Consider the following 14,685-nt stretch of genomic DNA (forward strand, 5'->3'; position numbering starts at 1 on the left):
CGGAGCGGCACCTCTGCCAACGCGGTCTCGGGCACCGACCGCCCGGCGTGCTCCCCGGCGATCGACATGCGGCGCTCGATCCGCTCCAGCCGCTGCAGGGTGGCGGCGGCCGAGCCGTCGGTGGCCGGCAGCAGCATGCGGGCGCAGACCAGCTCCAGGAGCAGCCGCGGCGCCGTCGTCCCACGCATCTCGGTGAGGCCCTCGTGCACGGTGTCGGCCATCCGGGAGAGGGTGGCCGAGCCCAGCGCCTGCGCCTGCGAGTTCATCAGGTCCAGCCGGTCGGGCGGGCAGTCGAGCAGCCCGTTGCCCCCGGCGTCGGGGACCGCGTCGAGGACGATCAGGTCGCGCAGCCGGTCGAGCAGGTCGGTGGCGAAGCGGCGCGGGTCGTGCCCGGCCTCGACGACGCGGTCGACGGCCCGGAAGACACCGGGGGCGTCCTGCGCGGCCATGGCGTCGATGGTCTCGTCGAGCAGGGCGTCGTCGGTGACCCCGAGCAGCCCGACGGCGCTCTTGTAGGTGACGCCCTCGGGTCCGGCGCCGGCCAGCAGCTGGTCGAGGATCGACAGCGAGTCGCGGACCGAGCCGCCACCCGCCCGCACCACCAGCGGGAAGACGGTGGGCTCGACCTGCACGCCTTCGGCGGTGCAGGTCCTCTCCAGCAGCGAGCGCAGCGTCGTCGGCGGCACGAGCCGGAACGGGTAGTGGTGGGTGCGCGACCGGATCGTCGGCAGCACCTTCTCCGGCTCCGTGGTCGCGAAGACGAAGACCAGGAACTCCGGCGGCTCCTCGACGACCTTGAGCAGGGCGTTGAAGCCCTGCGTGGTCACCATGTGCGCCTCGTCGACGATGTAGACCTTGTAGCGGCTGTTCACCGGCGCGAAGAAGGCGCGTTCCCGCAGATCGCGGGCGTCGTCGACACCACCGTGGCTGGCCGCGTCGATCTCGATGACGTCGAGGGAGCCGGGGCCGTCGGGAGCGAGCGCGACGCAGGAGCCGCACACACCGCAGGGCGTCGACGTCGGGCCCTGCTCGCAGTTCAGCGAGCGGGCGAGGATCCGCGCCGACGACGTCTTGCCGCAGCCGCGCGGGCCGCTGAACAGATAGGCGTGGTTGATCCGGCCGCCGTCCACCGCGTTCACGAGGGGCGCGGTGACGTGCTCCTGCCCGACCACCTCGGCGAAGGTCGCCGGGCGGTACTTGCGGTAGAGCGCCAGAGCCACGCGGCGAGCTTACGAGCCCCCTCCGACGGAGCAGCGCATCCGCTCCCCGCGGTCGGCGGTCATCGCACCAGGTGCAGCAGGAACTCGACGGCGCCCCGGTCCGCCACCCGGACGAACCCGAGGTCCGGCGGCTCGATCCGAAGTCGTCGAACGTCACCCGGGATCACGGACATGGGCGTCGATACCGGCACACGCGCCCGTCTGCGCCCCCGTCGACCCCGGCCGCCGAGCCGCCTCCCGCGAGCGCACCGGTCGCCGAATGGGAGGTCCGCACCTTCGAGGGCGTCACGGTCGAGGTCCCGCCGGGTGCGCGCAGGCCGGACACCGTGGACACGACGACGCCCGTCGGTTCCATGTCCGGCCCGTCGCTGACCTGGCACGGGCCCGTGCTGCCGGGCGGCGAGGAGTCCTACGTCGAGATCACGATCCTCGAGACCTTCGAGGGCGGGCTGACCCCGACCGACGGCGGCGCGTACTTCGACGTCCCTGGCCCGGAGCTGGCCTACGGGGGCATCGACGCCGTCTCCTACACCGGGGAGCCGCTGGGGCGCCGGGCCGTCTGGATGCACCTGCTCGCGGGCGGCCGCCAGATCGTGATCGGGGCCGCGCTCCCGGAAGGGACGGAGGGGGACGAGATGGCCCGCCGCCTGATCGCCTCGATCGCCGTCGCGTAGGACGGCCCCGATGACCACGGGCCCCGGGGAGTCCCCCGGGGCCCGTGGCACGCAAAGGACCCCCCGCGCACCCGCCAGAGCCCGCTTATCCTTGCTGCCTTCCGGCCCTGGGGAGGTTCACAGGATGACGCCACACGAGGGGTCTTCCTCACTGTAGAGGAAACGGTCCCGGGAACGGACGACTGCCCCGCTACGCTGCTCCCGCGCTCCGTCCGGCGGGTCGCCACCGGAACCGCACCTGGAGCGTCATGTCCACCGCGAGCCCCGCAGCCTCGCGACGCGGCTTCCTCCTCGTCGTCCTCGCGGCCCTGTGCTGGGGCACCTCGGGCGTGAGCGGCAGCCTGGTCGCCCGGCACAGCGACCTCGGACCGCTCGACATCGCCTGGCACCGGATGGCGATCGGCGCGCTCGCCCTCCTCCTCGCCTGGTCGGTGACCCGCCGCCGGACCGGCCCGGTCCCTGCCGTCGACCGAGGGACGGGCGTGCGCCTGCTGCTCGTCGGTGCGGGGCTGGCCGCCTACCAGCTGGCCTACTTCGCCGCCGTGGCGACCGCGGGCGTGAGCATCGCGACGCTCGTCGCCCTGGGGCTGGCCCCGCTGCTCATCGCCGTCGGCGGCACGCTGCTCGGGCACGGCCGCCCCGACCGGGCCACGGTCCTCGCTCTCGTGGCCGCGCTGGTCGGCCTGGTGCTGCTGGTCGGCGTCTCCGCCGGCGCCGACACCGGGACGACGGTGGTGCTCGGTGCGCTCATGGCCGTCGGATCGGCGCTCGGTTACGCCGTCGTCACCCTGGCCGGCGGTGGCGTGCCGGCCGGCATCCCGGTCACCCTGGTGGGCTTCGCCGGCGGGGCACTGCTGCTGACCCCGGTGGCCCTCGCGGTGGGGCTGCGGTCCACCACCGACCCGGTGGCCCTGGGAGTGCTGCTCTACCTGGGCCTCGTGCCGAGCGCGCTGGCCTACGCCATGTTCTTCTCGGGACTGCGGACGGTGCCCGGAGCGGTCGCCTCGATCGTCACGCTGCTGGAGCCGCTGGGGGCGACGGCGCTGGCGACGGCGTTCCTCGGTGAGCGGCTCTCCCCCGCTGCACTGGCCGGGGGCGTGCTGGTGCTGGCCGCCGTCGCCGGGCTGTACCTGCACCGGCTGCGTCAGCCGGTACCCACTGCGGGCGCCTGACCGGCGCGGGAACGCGACGGGCCCCCGGCGTTCTGCCGGGGGCCCGTCGTCCTGCGGAGGATGGGAGATTCGAACTCCCGAGGGGTTGCCCCCAACCCGCTTTCCAAGCGAGCGCCATAGGCCACTAGGCGAATCCTCCAGGTACGACGAGAATCCTACCGGGCGCCGTCGCCGGCTCCGCCGGGACACCACCGGGGAGGCCGAGCGGGGCGGTGTGCGGCATCCTGCACCGCAGGGCGGTTCGCCGGGTGGCCATCGGGGAAGGCCCCTGGACTGCGGGTCACGGACGAGGAGGCAGGACATGAGCGAGCACAGCGAGGTACGGCCGGACGTCGTCGAGGCGATCGTCGGTGTGCTCAAGGGCGGCGACGCCGGAGAGCTGCCGGCCGGCGCGACGGCGGAGGAGAAGACGGCCGCGAAGGACCGGTACCTCTCGGAGTTCGTCGCCGAGCGCAGCAAGCGCGACCGGCAGGCGCAGGCCTGGGAGCTGCTGCTGACCCGCAGCTACGACGAGCCGCCGACCTGGGCGCGCCTCTTCGACGACCTCGACCCGGACGTGCACACCGAGCTGGGCGAGCTCTACGACGCCCTGCCCGCCGGCGCGCAGGAGGAGTACGCGCGCCGGTACGGCGTGCCCTCCACCGTCTGAGCACACCCTTCCTGCGTCCATGACCCGTCCCGTCACCGCGCCCGGCCGCCTCATCGCCGGGCGCTACCGGCTCCAGTCGCAGATCGGTGGCGGCGGGATGGGCGCGGTCTGGCTCGCCCGTGACGAGCTGCTGGGTCGCGAGGTCGCGATCAAGCAGGTCCTGTCACCCCTGGGGGCCGACGAGAAGCAGGTCGACGAGCAGCGCCAGCGCGCGCTGCGCGAGGGCCGGATCGCCGCGCGACTGAGCCACCCGCACGCCATCTCGGTCTACGACGTCGCGCTGGAGAACGGCGCCCCGTGGCTGGTGATGGAGTACCTGCCCTCGCGCAGCCTCGCTGGTGTGCTCGCCGAGGACGGCGTCCTGCGCGTGGACCAGGTGGCGCAGATCGGCGCCCAGGTCGCCGACGCGCTGGCCGCCACGCACGCCGCGGGGATCGTGCACCGCGACGTGAAGCCGGCGAACATCCTCATCGGGCAGGGCGGCCGGGTCGCGGGCCTGGTCAAGATCACCGACTTCGGCATCTCGCACGCCCAGGGCGACGTCACGCTCACCCAGACCGGCCAGATCACCGGCACCCCCGCCTACCTCGCCCCGGAGGTGGCGCAGGGCCAGGAGATGACCGAGGCCAGCGACGTCTTCTCGCTCGGCGCGACGCTCTACACCTGCCTGGAGGGCGGGCCGCCGTTCGGCATGGACGACAACGCGCTCGGCATGCTGCACCGGGTCGCCGGCGGCCGGGTGACCCCGCCTCGGCGGGCAGGTTCGCTGACCGCCCCGCTGATGCGGATGCTGGCCGCCGACCCGGCCGAACGCCCCGCCATGACCGAGGTGCGCGACCGGCTCGCGAAGCTGGCTGCCGGCCGGAACGGCGACACCACCACGGTGCTGCTGGCCCGCACCGACCTCGCGTCGTCGCAGGGCTCCTCGGGCACCGCCGTCCTCCCACCCGTGACCGCCGCGAGCTCGGCGCCTCCCGTGGACCAGCCCACGCCGATCCCGGCGTCCGCCCGCACCCCCGTGCCCGCGACGGCTTCCGCACCGGCGGCCCGCCAGGCGGTAGCGGCGCAGCCGCCCACGAGGACCGGTCCCGCCGCCGCACCGGCCGCGTCCACCCCGGCAGCGCCCCCGTCCCGACGACGGCGGTGGCCGTGGGTCGCCGCCGCGCTCGGCGTCGCCCTGCTCGCCGGTCTGCTGGTCCTGCTGCTCAACCTCTCCCCCGACGACCCGGACGAGAACTCCGCCGACCCTTCGCCGTCGAGCTCGGAGCCGGCACCCACCTCCAGCGCGGAGCCGGAGGCATCCGAGCCCGCGCCGGATCCGGGGGAGACCGAGGCTCCCACGTCGGAGATCGTCGACGAGCCGGTGCCGGTGGACCCCGTGCAAGCGACCGAGCAGTTCTTCGCCCTCATCCCGGACGACCTGCCGGCGGCCCACCAGCTGACCAGCCCGGCCTTCCAGTCGGAGTTCCCGCTCGCCCGCTTCTCGGGGTTCTGGGACGACTACTCCAGCGTCAGCATCAGCGACGTCCAGGCGGAGGACCCCACCACGGCGTTGGTCACCATCACCTACGTCGCGGCGGGCGGGTCGACCACCACCGAGCGGCACCGGGTCACGTTCGTCCGCGGCGAGGACGGCCGGCTGCTGATGGACCGCGACGTCATCGCCTGATCCCGGCGAGCCCGCGGACGGCAGCAACGTCGAACGGCAGGAGCCCCCGCCTCCCGGACAGGGAGAGCGAGGGCTCCGGCGCTGCTGGCGGTGGCGGTGGGATTTGAACCCACGGAGGGGGTTGCCCTCACACGCTTTCGAGGCGTGCTCCTTCGGCCGCTCGGACACGCCACCGCCGAAGAGACTACAGCCCCCGCTGGCGGCGGAAGAAGGCACGTAGCAGCGCGCCGCACTCCTCGGCCCGCACGCCGCCGGTGACCTGCGGCCGGTGGTTGAGCCGGCGGTCCCGGACGACGTCCCACAGCGATCCGACCGCCCCCGCCTTCGGGTCGTCGGCGCCGAAGACCACGGCGTCGACCCGGGACAGGACGCTCGCCCCGGCGCACATCGTGCAGGGCTCCAGCGTCACCACCAGCGTGCATCCCGACAGGCGCCAGCCGTCGCCGTGCACCTGCGCAGCGGCCCGCAGCGCCAGCACCTCCGCGTGCGCGGTGGGATCCCCGCGCTTCTCGCGCTCGTTGGCGGCCTCCGCCAGGACGCCGCCGTCCGGCCCGAGGACGACGGCGCCGATCGGTATGTCGCCCCACCCCTCGGCCGCGGCCGCGAGCTCCAGCGACCGCCCCATCGCCGCGTCGAGGTCGCGGGTCACGAGGCTTCTCCGCCGACAGTCTCCCTCTGCCCCAGATGTGGGGCAGAGGGAGACTGTGCCGGAACCACTGGTCGCCGGCTCATTCGGCGTCGGTCAGCGGGAAGCCCACCAGCTCCGAGAGCTGGGCCAGCGCGACGGCGGGGTCGACCACCTTGATGGTGGCGAAGCCGAGCGCCCGCGCCGGCTTGAGGTTGATCCCCAGGTCGTCCAGGTAGGCGCAGTCGGCCGCCTCGATCGGCCGCCCCACCGCGTCGGAGAGCCGCTCCAGGACGCGCCGGTAGATCTCCGGCTCGGGCTTGCGGACACCCTCCAGCGAGGACTCCACGACGGCGTCGAACAGGGCCAGCAGATCGCCGAGCCGACCGGTGCGCTCCATCGGTGCCACGTTGTTCGACAGGACCGCCAGGGGCAGCCCCGCCTCGCGCAGCCGGCGCACCGCCGCCACCATCGCCGGGCGCACGTCGCCGTGCAGGGCGGCCAGCACGCGGGCGGCGTCTATGCGGTGCCCCAGTTCCGCAGCCTCGGCCTCGAACGCCGCGGAGAAGCCGGCGACGTCGAGCTCGTTGCGCTCGTAGCGCGCCCAGGCGTTGGTGTCGGGGTTCGTCGAGTTGAGCCGGTGGATCAGATGCTCGGGCAGCCCGGCCTCGCGCTCGTAGGCGGCGAAGGCGGCCATCGGGCTCTCGGTGATCACCCCGCCCAGGTCGAAGACGACGGCGGAGACGGTCATGACCTCACCGCCGCGGCCAGCTCCTCGGCGAACCCGAGCCGGGTCGCGATCCGCTCCAGCATCTCGTCGGCCCACAGGTCGTCAGCGGTCACGATCGGGCGCAGCGCGTCGGCGGGCAGGCCGTCGTCGGCGAACAGGTCCAGATCACCACCGGGCCAGCCGGTCTCGTCGTCGTCGAAGGCGCCCTCGGTGTCCACACCGATGCCGTAGCGCTCGACCACCTCGGCGGCGAGCACCCACTCGAGCATCGTCGCGTCGGAGATCAGCGCTCGCACCATGCCCCCGGGCCCGTGCCGCAGCGCCACGAAGTACAGCCGTGAGTCGAGGACCAGCACGAACGGCGGCGGCCATCCCCCCACGCCGGGCTCCCCCAGCGCCCGCTCGAGCACCGGCAGCTCGTCACCGGCGTCCTGCGCGAGCAGCCGCACCTGCCACCGCCCGGCCTCTCGCGACACCCGGACGGCGAAGCCGACCCGGCCGTAGACGCTCCCCTCGATCATCGCTTGCGCAGCAAGGTCAGGCCGTCGGCCAGCGGCAGCAGCACGGTCTCCCAGCGCGGATCGGCAGCCAGCGCCGCGTTGAGGGCCGCCAGGGCGCGGGAGGACTCGTCGTCGGGCTCCAGCACCTGGCCTGAGCGGAGCGTGTTGTCCAGCAGGACGACGCCGTTGCGGTTCATCCGCGGGCGCAGCTCCTCGACGTAGGCCGGGTAGCCGGTCTTGTCGGCGTCCACGAAGGCCAGGTCGAAGGTCTCCTCGGCGGGCAGCTCCCGCAGCGTGGCCAGGGCGTCCCCGAGGCGCAGCTCGATCCGGTCGGCCACGCCCGCCCGCTCCCAGTACCGGCGGGCGACGGCGGTCCACTCCTCGCTGCTGTCCAGGCAGAGCAGCGAGCCGTCCTCCGGAAGCCCCTCGGCGATGCACAGCGCGGAGAAGCCGGTGAAGGTGCCGATCTCGATCGCCCGCCGTGCTTCCAGCGCGCGGGTGAGCAGCCGCATCAGCACGCCCTGCTCCGGGGCGATCTGCAGAGTGGACGACGCCCCGCCGCGCTCGGCCATCTCGGCGGTCTCGCGGATGAGGTCGGCCATCACGGCGTCGACCGGGTCCGAGGAGGCCTGCACGTAGTCGGCGAGTTCCGGGGTGAGCAGGAAGGACCGCGGCGTCATGGCGCCTGCCGGTCGAGGGGCTCGGGGGTCATAGCCTGTAGATCATGGCCGATGCCGCAGTTCCCGGGGCCACCTCTCCCGGCGGAGGTCCGTCCTTCCCCGTCCCGACCATGCCCGCCCCTCCGGTCGGCGTCGTCGGGCTCGGCCAGCTGGGCGGCTCGTTGGCCGCCGCACTGGTGGCCGCAGGGCGCGAGGTCAGCGGCTGGGACGTCGATCCCGCGGCCCGTGAGGCCGCCGCCGCCCGCGGGGTGCGGATCACGCAGGAGTTCACCGGCGTCGTCGTCCTCGCCGTGCCGCTGCCGGCCATGACGACGGCGCTGGAGGGCCTGGCGATCGACCCCGCCGCCACGGTCACCGACCTCGGCTCGGTCAAGGTCCCGGTCGTCGGGTCGCTGGGCGCGGCGTTCGGCGGCCGGTTCGTGGGCGGGCACCCGATGTGCGGCACCGAGCGCTCCGGCCACGAGGCCACCGATCCCGCGCTGTTCGCCGGCGCCCGGTGGGCGCTGTGCCTGGAGCCCGGGACCGAGCTGCCGCGCTGGTTGCGGGTGGCCGAGGTGGCGCTGGCCGTGGGCGCGGAGGTCGTGCCGGTGACGGCCGCGGAGCACGACGACGCCGTCGCCGCGATCAGCCACGTCCCGCACCTGCTGGCCGCCGCGCTGGCCGCCGCCGCGGCCGACGCCGGACCGCTGGCGCTCGCCCTGGCCGCCGGCAGCTTCCGCGACGGCACCCGGGTGATCGGCAGCGACCCGGCCTTCGTGACGGCCATGGTGGAGGGCAACGCCGGCCCGACCGCCGCGGCCCTCGCCCGCGTGCGCGCCGAGCTGGAGCGCCCGTGGCCGGAGCTCGTCGGCGCGGGGCACGCGGTGGCGCGGCGACCGGGCGGCCGGCGCACCGTCCGGGTGCCGCTGGACCGGTCGGCACTGCTGGCGCTGGGGCGTGCCGGGGGCGCGGTGCACCGCCGGCTGGCCGCGTTCGTCGAGGGCTGGGTCCCCGACACCCCCTGACGCCGCCCCCGCACCGCCGCTCTGGCGGCGTTCCTCGCGCTCCCGGCACCCTGCAGGCGGCGCCCGGCACGAGTCCGACCCTGGAGCGGGGGCAGGCGCCGGCAAGCCGGTCGTTTCACGCCCGCGACGACGGGCAGGGACGGGACATGGACGAGAACGACATCCTCAACCGCATCCACACGCTGGTCGACGAGGAGCACAAGCTCCGCGACAGCAGCGAGCACACCGACGAGACCCGCGCCCGCATGAGCAAGCTCGAGGCCGACCTCGACCAGTGCTGGGACCTGCTCCGCCAGCGCCGCGCCAAGCGGCAGTACGGCGAGGACCCCGACGAGGCCGAGCCGCGTCCCGAGCCCCAGGTCGAGACCTACCTCCAGTGACGGCAGGCAGCTGACCCCACCGGCAGCTCCCTGAACGCGGCCCTTCCAGGGGCCCGCCCCTGAGCCTGCGACGGGTGGGAGGAAGGGGGTCCTCTCTCAGGCGGAGCGGGTGGTCGGCTGCCGGCGGCCGGTGCCCAGCAGCGCCAGCTGCCAGAGGAGGCGGGATCGCGGGTCGGTGAGCTTCCGGCCGGTCACCGACTCGATCCGCCGCAGCCGGTGCATGACGGTGTTCCGGTGGCAGTACAGGGCGTCGGCCGCCCGCGTCGGTGACCCGTCGGCGGCGAGGAACGCCTCGAGGGTGTCCAGCAGGACCGCCTGCTCGTCGTCGGGCAGCTCGAGCAGGCCGCCGAGGGACTGACCCACCAGGCGGGAGCTGATCTCCGGCGAGTTGCTCAGCAGCGCCTCGGGCAGCCGCTCGTCGATGCTCACCACGCGCCGGTCCCCGGCCGGCAGGGTCCGGGCGGCGGTCTCGGCGAGCCGGTAGGCGGCACCCGCCGCGGCCGGTCCGTCGACGACGTCCGAGACCCCCACGGGCCCGCGGGCCACGCCGGTCAGCAGGGCGACCAGGTCGGCGGGCCGGACGGCGCCCAGCACCACGTAGCCCACCTGCGCGTCGCCGCGGGCACCCCAGACCGACCGCACGCCACGCTTGAGGAGTCCGTCGGCGGGTGCGTCCAGGGCCGGGCACCCGTCCGGGGCCGGCAGCGCCACCACGGCCGTCAGCCGGCCGTCCAGCGGCATCGCCAGCAGCTCCGACGCGCTGCGCACGAACGCCGGATCGCTGCCCCGGCCGTCGATGAGCCCGTCCAGCACCTGCTGCCGGGCCACCTCGTCGACGCCGGCCAGCCGCCGCTGCTCCTCGCGGTACCCCGCCGCGACCGCGGCGCAGTCCGCGTCGTTGGTCCGCCACACCGAGCCGGCGACCTCCAGCAGGAGGACGTCGAGGCCGTGCCTGCTGCGCTGGGACACCGAGAGGAGCGCCTCCCAGGTGACCTGGCCACCGAGGCGGTAGGCGCGCAGCACCGCCTCGAGCGGAACACCCTGGGCCGCCCGTCGCCGGCCGACGGCGCGGGCCCCGCTGCGGTCGCCGTCGCCGTTGTCGGCCCATCCGTCGATCAGCGTGCGCAGTCCCTGCTCGAGACCCCGGCGGACCGACGCGCGCAGCTCCTCCTCGGTGACCAGCAGGTCGTGGTAGGCGGATTCGCTGCGCAGCAGCACCTCGAGCATGCGGTCGGTCATGTCCTCGAGCTCCGCCATGAGCAGCGGCGCGAGCTCGGCCAGGCGAGCCGAGACCTCCGGTCGGAACGGATGCACCGCTCACCTCCCGTCCGTGACGCACAGCACAACACAACGTCCCGATCGCTGTGCGGTGCGCCCATTGTGACCGTCAACACCGACGGGCAGTCTCAGCGGGACGTACTCGTGACCCAATCGTCGCCGTCCCGGTGCTCACCGGTTCGGCGATCTCCCCGACGCAGAGGAGCAGTGGGCCCCTTGGCGCAGCCGACCGGCAGCCAGCTAAAGAACGACCCAGCGCCCACAGCCCGGCTCGAGATGACCGGGATCAACGTCGCGTTCGGTGGCGTGCTCGCCCTGACCGACGTCTCGCTCACCGTCGAGCCAGGCCAGGTGCACGGCCTCATCGGTCCCAACGGCGCCGGCAAGACGACGCTGTTCAACGTCGCCTGCGGCCTCGTCCGCCCGACGTCGGGCCGCATCGTGTGGCGTGACCGCGAGCTGACCCGGCTGCGTCCCAGCCAGCTCACCTCGCTGGGCATCGCCCGCACGCTGCAGGGTGTCGGCCTGTTCGCCGGCATGACCGTGCTGGAGAACGTCATGGTGGGCGCCCACCGGCACGCCAGGGCCGGCTTCCTGTCGGCGCTGCTGGCGCTGCCCATGTCGGACAAGGACGAGAAGCGCCTCCGTGAGCGGGCCATGCAGGCCCTGACCGAGCTCGGTGCCGAGGCCTACGCCGGGCGCTACCCGGGCAGCCTCCCGTACCCGGTGCAGAAGCGCGTCGCCCTGGCCCGGGCGCTGGTGGCCGAGCCGGACCTGCTGCTGCTCGACGAGCCCGCCAGCGGTCTGTCCGAGGACGAGATGCACGAGCTCGGCGACCTCATCCGCTCCGTCGTCGGCCGGATGAGCGTGCTGCTGGTCGAGCACCACATGGACCTGGTCATGCGGGTCTGCGACCGGATCACCGTGCTCGACTCCGGCAAGCAGATCGCCGCCGGCACCCCGGTCGAGGTCCAGGCCAACCCCGCCGTCACCGAGGCCTACCTCGGCGACGCCGTCGACGTCGAGGCCGACGCGGCGGAGCTGACCCACACGGACGGAGGACGCCACCATGGCTGACGCACACGGCGCCACGGCGGTCTCCGCCGTCACCGGTGGCGGCACCGCGACCGGCACCCGCCTGCTCGAGGTCGAGGGCCTCAGCTCGTCCTACGGCCCCGTCCGTGCGCTCGACGGCGTCTCGCTGTCGGCCGAAGCGGGGAAGATCACCGCCGTCCTCGGCGCCAACGGCGCGGGCAAGACGACGCTGCTGCGCACGATCAGCGGCCTGGTCCGGCCGGTCGCCGGCCGGGTCGTGCTCGACGGCGTGGACATCACCAAGGCCTCGGTCGAGTCCATGGTGGGCCGGGGCATGGCACACGTACCGGAGGGTCGCGGCGTCATCGCCGAGCTGACCGTGGACGAGAACCTCCGGGTCGGAGCGCTGTTCCGCGGCAAGGTCGCCAAGTCCGAGTACGACCGGATCTACGACCTCTTCCCGCGGATCGCCGAGCGGCGCAACAACCACGCGCACACGCTCTCCGGCGGCGAGCGCCAGATGCTCGTGATCGGGCGGGCACTGCTCGCGCAGCCGCGCATCCTGCTGCTCGACGAGCCGTCGCTGGGCCTGGCCCCGCGGATCGTCGCGCAGATCTTCGGGCTGCTGCGCCAGCTGGTCGACAGCGAGGGCCTCTCGGTCCTGCTGGTCGAGCAGAACGCCCGCAGCGCCCTGTCGGTCGCCGACGTCGGCGTCGTCCTCAACCTCGGCCGGGTGGTCGTCACCGACTCCGCCTCCGCGCTGATGGGCGACGAGGACCTCCGGCACGCCTACCTCGGTTTCTGACCCCGCCCTCCCCTCCGGTCAAGGAAGGCACACTTCGTGCAGCAGTTCGTGAACGTGACCCTCACCGGGTTGACCCAGGGTCTGATCTACGCGGCGTTCGCGCTGGCCCTGGTGCTCATCTGGCGCTCCACCCGCATCGTGAACTTCGCGCAGGGCTCGATGGCCGCGGCCACCACCTTCATCGCCCTGGCCCTCATCCAGGCCGGCTACTCGTACTGGCTGGCACTGGTCGTCACCCTCGCCTCCGGCTTCGTCCTCGGCGCCATCATCGAGCGGGTCATCATCCGGCCCGTCGAGGGTGGCAACGAGCTCAACGCCGTGATCGTCGCTCTCGGCCTCTTCGTGGCGCTGCAGGCCCTGATCGCGATCGTCTTCGGCTCGTCGTTCCAGTCGTTCCCGGCACCGTTCGGCCTCGAGGGCTTCCGGATCGGCGAGAACCGCGTCGCGTTCACCCCGAACAGCCTCTACATCTTCGGCGCCGTGATCGTCACGATGCTGCTGCTGGTGGCCCTGTTCCGGTTCACCCGCGTCGGCCTGGCCATGCGCGCCTCCGCCTTCAGCCAGGAGGTCTCCCGCCTGCTCGGCGTGAAGGTCGGCGGCATGCTGACCCTCGGCTGGGGACTGGCCGCGGTCGTCGGCTCGCTGTCGGGTCTGCTGATCGCCGGCGGCGGGTTCGTCTACCCGGCCTACATGGACAGCCTGATCGTGTTCGGCTTCGTCGCCGCGATCATCGGCGGGCTGGACTCCCCCATCGGCGCCATCGTCGGCGGGCTGATCCTCGGCCTCGCGCTCAGCTACATCAGCGGTTACGCCCCGCGGGGCAGCGCCCTGGTCAACATCTCCGCGCTGGTCATCCTCATGGTCGTGCTGCTCGTGCGGCCCGGCGGTCTGTTCAGCAGCACGACGGCTCGGAGGGCATGACCATGAGCGACCTGAAGAGTCCCGCACCCGACGCCGGCCAGACCGAGGCGGCTCCCACCGCAGCCACCGCGGCCGCGAACGCCCCGTCCGCCGCTGCCACCGCCGGCCGGAGCCTGCTCCCGCAGTCCACGCTGCTGCGCCACCTGGTGGTGCTGCTGCTCGGCGCCGTGGCGGCCGTGGTGATCCTCGAGATCACCGACCCCTTCACCAACTCGCAGCTGGCGACGCTGAGCTACTACGCGATCGCCGCCGGCGGCCTGACCGTGCTCACCGGCATGAACGGCCAGATCTCCCTCGGGCACGGCGCCCTGATGGCGGTCGGCGCCTACACCACGGCGCTGCTGCTCCAGGAGCCCGACGGCGCGCTGCCCCTGCCGCTGATCCTGCTGATCTCCGTGGTCACCGCCACCGCGGTCGGCGCCCTGGTCGGCGTGGCCGCGGCCCGACTGCACGGCCCCTACCTCGCCGGCGCCACGCTGGCGCTGGCCGTCGGCCTGCCCGGCCTGGCGATCTACTTCCACGACCTCCTGGGCGGCGAGCAGGGCCTCCGCGTGCGGGCACCGCGGGCACCGGAGTCCTTCGACAGCTTCATCGGCTTCGTCTCCGGCGCCAACGCGTCGAGCACGAAGTGGCTGGCCTACGTCGGCGCGATCTGCCTCCTGATCAGCTACTTCCTGCTGGCCAACCTGGTGCGCAGCAGGATCGGGCGCACCTGGCGGGCGATCCGCGACCAGGACGTCGCCGCCGAGCTGGCGGGGATCAACCTCGGCACCTGGCGCGTGCTGGCCTTCGTGGTCAGCGCCGCGGCCGCCGGGCTGGCCGGCGCCGTGCTGGCGCTGGTGGTGCGGCTCGCCGCCCCCAGCGGCTTCACCCTGGTGCTCTCCCTCTCGCTTCTCACCGCGATCGTCATCGGCGGTCTCGGCAGCCTGCTCGGTGCGCTGCTGGGCTCCGCGCTGCTGGTGTTCCTCCCGCCCTGGGTGACCGACCGCGGCATCGACCTCGGGCTCAACAACACCGAGGCCGCCCAGCTCGCCCCGTTCGTCTACGGCGTCGTGCTCATCGTCGCGATGATCTTCGCCCCCGCCGGCTTCGTCGGGACCATCCGGCTCCGCTGGATGACCGGGAAGGCCAAACGCGCCGCCGCATCCCGCGCGGCGGCCGACGCGAGCGGGGGGTGAGGACGACCCGATCCACCGGCCCGCTCCCCCCGCTTCCCACCCCCACCCAGACCCGTCTCTTATCCACCTCTCCGACACCACCACACCCTACTAGACCTCGAATGCCGTATCCTGCTTACAAAACAAAAAAAAAAACAAAAAAAAAAACAAAAAAAAACAACACAA

Annotated in this window: 16 protein-coding genes, 2 tRNA genes and 1 other RNA gene; 10 read left to right on the forward strand and 9 right to left on the reverse strand. The window is 73.5% G+C overall.

The genetic code is table 11. The annotated features are described in order from the left end of the window. Positions 1 to 1,220 (reverse strand): DNA polymerase III subunit gamma and tau (locus C5508_RS16655; RefSeq protein WP_113684660.1); only part of this gene is annotated, 1,220 nt, incomplete at its 3' end. Positions 1,221 to 1,546: 326 nt separating this feature from the next. Between C5508_RS16655 and C5508_RS19645 the strand changes: the two genes are divergently transcribed. Then, the gene (locus tag C5508_RS19645; protein ID WP_157944128.1) at positions 1,547 to 1,894 is read left to right on the forward strand and encodes a hypothetical protein; all 348 of its coding nucleotides are present in this window, start codon (positions 1,547 to 1,549) and stop codon (positions 1,892 to 1,894) included. 51 nt (positions 1,895 to 1,945) lie between these two features. Here C5508_RS19645 and ffs read toward each other — a convergent pair. Continuing rightward, positions 1,946 to 2,041, reverse strand: an RNA gene (ffs, locus tag C5508_RS16665) — signal recognition particle sRNA small type. Between the two features lie 101 nt (positions 2,042 to 2,142). Between ffs and C5508_RS16670 the strand changes: the two genes are divergently transcribed. Next, positions 2,143 to 3,066, forward strand: a complete 924-nt coding sequence (locus C5508_RS16670) for a DMT family transporter (protein ID WP_104526062.1) — start codon at positions 2,143 to 2,145, stop codon at positions 3,064 to 3,066. Positions 3,067 to 3,120: 54 nt separating this feature from the next. Here C5508_RS16670 and C5508_RS16675 read toward each other — a convergent pair. After that, positions 3,121 to 3,205: transfer RNA gene (locus tag C5508_RS16675), tRNA-Ser, on the reverse strand. 162 nt (positions 3,206 to 3,367) lie between these two features. Here C5508_RS16675 and C5508_RS16680 point away from each other — a divergent pair. Next, a complete protein-coding gene (locus C5508_RS16680) occupies positions 3,368 to 3,715 on the forward strand; it encodes a hypothetical protein (protein WP_104526063.1) in 348 nt (115 codons plus the stop codon). Positions 3,716 to 3,734: 19 nt separating this feature from the next. Beyond that, positions 3,735 to 5,384 carry a serine/threonine-protein kinase gene (locus C5508_RS19650; RefSeq protein ID WP_157944129.1) on the forward strand — a complete coding sequence of 550 codons (1,650 nt, stop codon included), beginning with the start codon at positions 3,735 to 3,737 and terminating at the stop codon, positions 5,382 to 5,384. 85 nt (positions 5,385 to 5,469) lie between these two features. On the opposite strand, the gene C5508_RS16690 is transcribed toward C5508_RS19650, so the two are convergent. From C5508_RS16690 to C5508_RS16710, 5 genes are all read right to left on the reverse strand, one after another. Further along, a tRNA-Ser gene (locus tag C5508_RS16690) sits at positions 5,470 to 5,558 on the reverse strand. A gap of 10 nt (positions 5,559 to 5,568) precedes the next feature. Then, a complete protein-coding gene (locus C5508_RS16695; protein ID WP_232797222.1) occupies positions 5,569 to 6,033 on the reverse strand; it encodes a nucleoside deaminase in 465 nt (154 codons plus the stop codon). A gap of 79 nt (positions 6,034 to 6,112) precedes the next feature. Then, positions 6,113 to 6,760, reverse strand: a complete 648-nt coding sequence (locus tag C5508_RS16700; protein WP_104526064.1) for an HAD-IA family hydrolase — start codon at positions 6,758 to 6,760, stop codon at positions 6,113 to 6,115. Then, positions 6,757 to 7,260 carry a tRNA adenosine deaminase-associated protein gene (locus C5508_RS16705; protein ID WP_104526065.1) on the reverse strand — a complete coding sequence of 168 codons (504 nt, stop codon included), beginning with the start codon at positions 7,258 to 7,260 and terminating at the stop codon, positions 6,757 to 6,759. Before C5508_RS16705 ends, C5508_RS16700 begins: the two co-directional genes overlap by 4 nt. Continuing rightward, the gene (locus C5508_RS16710; RefSeq protein ID WP_104526066.1) at positions 7,257 to 7,919 is read right to left on the reverse strand and encodes an O-methyltransferase; all 663 of its coding nucleotides are present in this window, start codon (positions 7,917 to 7,919) and stop codon (positions 7,257 to 7,259) included. Before C5508_RS16710 ends, C5508_RS16705 begins: the two co-directional genes overlap by 4 nt. Positions 7,920 to 7,963: 44 nt before the next feature. Between C5508_RS16710 and C5508_RS16715 the strand changes: the two genes are divergently transcribed. Both C5508_RS16715 and C5508_RS16720 read left to right on the forward strand, forming a co-directional pair. Beyond that, positions 7,964 to 8,923: a prephenate dehydrogenase gene (locus C5508_RS16715; protein ID WP_232797223.1), complete on the forward strand. Its 960-nt coding sequence runs from the start codon at positions 7,964 to 7,966 to the stop codon at positions 8,921 to 8,923. 146 nt (positions 8,924 to 9,069) lie between these two features. After that, positions 9,070 to 9,303, forward strand: a complete 234-nt coding sequence (locus C5508_RS16720) for a DUF2630 family protein (RefSeq protein WP_104526068.1) — start codon at positions 9,070 to 9,072, stop codon at positions 9,301 to 9,303. Positions 9,304 to 9,399: 96 nt separating this feature from the next. Here the strand turns inward: C5508_RS16720 and C5508_RS16725 are convergent, their stop codons facing one another. Continuing rightward, on the reverse strand, positions 9,400 to 10,617 hold the full coding sequence (locus C5508_RS16725; protein WP_104526069.1) for a PucR family transcriptional regulator: 1,218 nt from the start codon (positions 10,615 to 10,617) through the stop codon (positions 9,400 to 9,402). A 171-nt stretch (positions 10,618 to 10,788) separates the two neighbouring features. Here C5508_RS16725 and C5508_RS16730 point away from each other — a divergent pair, with 171 nt between their 5' ends. The 4 genes from C5508_RS16730 to C5508_RS16745 are packed head-to-tail and all read left to right on the forward strand — an operon-like array spanning position 10,789 to position 14,520. Beyond that, a complete protein-coding gene (locus tag C5508_RS16730; protein WP_104526070.1) occupies positions 10,789 to 11,658 on the forward strand; it encodes an ABC transporter ATP-binding protein in 870 nt (289 codons plus the stop codon). After that, a complete protein-coding gene (locus C5508_RS16735) occupies positions 11,651 to 12,421 on the forward strand; it encodes an ABC transporter ATP-binding protein (protein WP_104526071.1) in 771 nt (256 codons plus the stop codon). The genes C5508_RS16730 and C5508_RS16735 overlap by 8 nt, the downstream gene beginning before the upstream one ends. Before the next feature lie 36 nt (positions 12,422 to 12,457). After that, on the forward strand, positions 12,458 to 13,342 hold the full coding sequence (locus C5508_RS16740; protein WP_104526072.1) for a branched-chain amino acid ABC transporter permease: 885 nt from the start codon (positions 12,458 to 12,460) through the stop codon (positions 13,340 to 13,342). Positions 13,343 to 13,344: 2 nt separating this feature from the next. Continuing rightward, entirely contained in the window at positions 13,345 to 14,520 is a 1,176-nt protein-coding gene (locus tag C5508_RS16745; RefSeq protein ID WP_104526073.1) for a branched-chain amino acid ABC transporter permease, read from the forward strand. Positions 14,521 to 14,685: the final 165 nt, after the last annotated feature.

This window comes from Blastococcus atacamensis, assembly GCF_002938425.1.
Lineage (GTDB): Bacteria > Actinomycetota > Actinomycetes > Mycobacteriales > Geodermatophilaceae > Blastococcus > Blastococcus atacamensis.

Bases quoted from the DNA above. Each gene is read 5' to 3' on its own strand.
- C5508_RS16670 (WP_104526062.1), top strand. From the start codon at position 2,143: ATGTCCACCGCGAGCCCCGCAGCCTCGCGACGCGGCTTCCTCCTCGTC.
- C5508_RS16680 (WP_104526063.1), top strand. From the start codon at position 3,368: ATGAGCGAGCACAGCGAGGTACGGCCGGACGTCGTCGAGGCGATCGTC.
- C5508_RS19650 (WP_157944129.1), top strand. From the start codon at position 3,735: ATGACCCGTCCCGTCACCGCGCCCGGCCGCCTCATCGCCGGGCGCTAC.
- C5508_RS16700 (WP_104526064.1), bottom strand. From the start codon at position 6,760: ATGACCGTCTCCGCCGTCGTCTTCGACCTGGGCGGGGTGATCACCGAG.
- C5508_RS16705 (WP_104526065.1), bottom strand. From the start codon at position 7,260: ATGATCGAGGGGAGCGTCTACGGCCGGGTCGGCTTCGCCGTCCGGGTG.
- C5508_RS16710 (WP_104526066.1), bottom strand. From the start codon at position 7,919: ATGACGCCGCGGTCCTTCCTGCTCACCCCGGAACTCGCCGACTACGTG.
- C5508_RS16715 (WP_232797223.1), top strand. From the start codon at position 7,964: ATGGCCGATGCCGCAGTTCCCGGGGCCACCTCTCCCGGCGGAGGTCCG.
- C5508_RS16720 (WP_104526068.1), top strand. From the start codon at position 9,070: ATGGACGAGAACGACATCCTCAACCGCATCCACACGCTGGTCGACGAG.
- C5508_RS16735 (WP_104526071.1), top strand. From the start codon at position 11,651: ATGGCTGACGCACACGGCGCCACGGCGGTCTCCGCCGTCACCGGTGGC.
- C5508_RS16745 (WP_104526073.1), top strand. From the start codon at position 13,345: ATGAGCGACCTGAAGAGTCCCGCACCCGACGCCGGCCAGACCGAGGCG.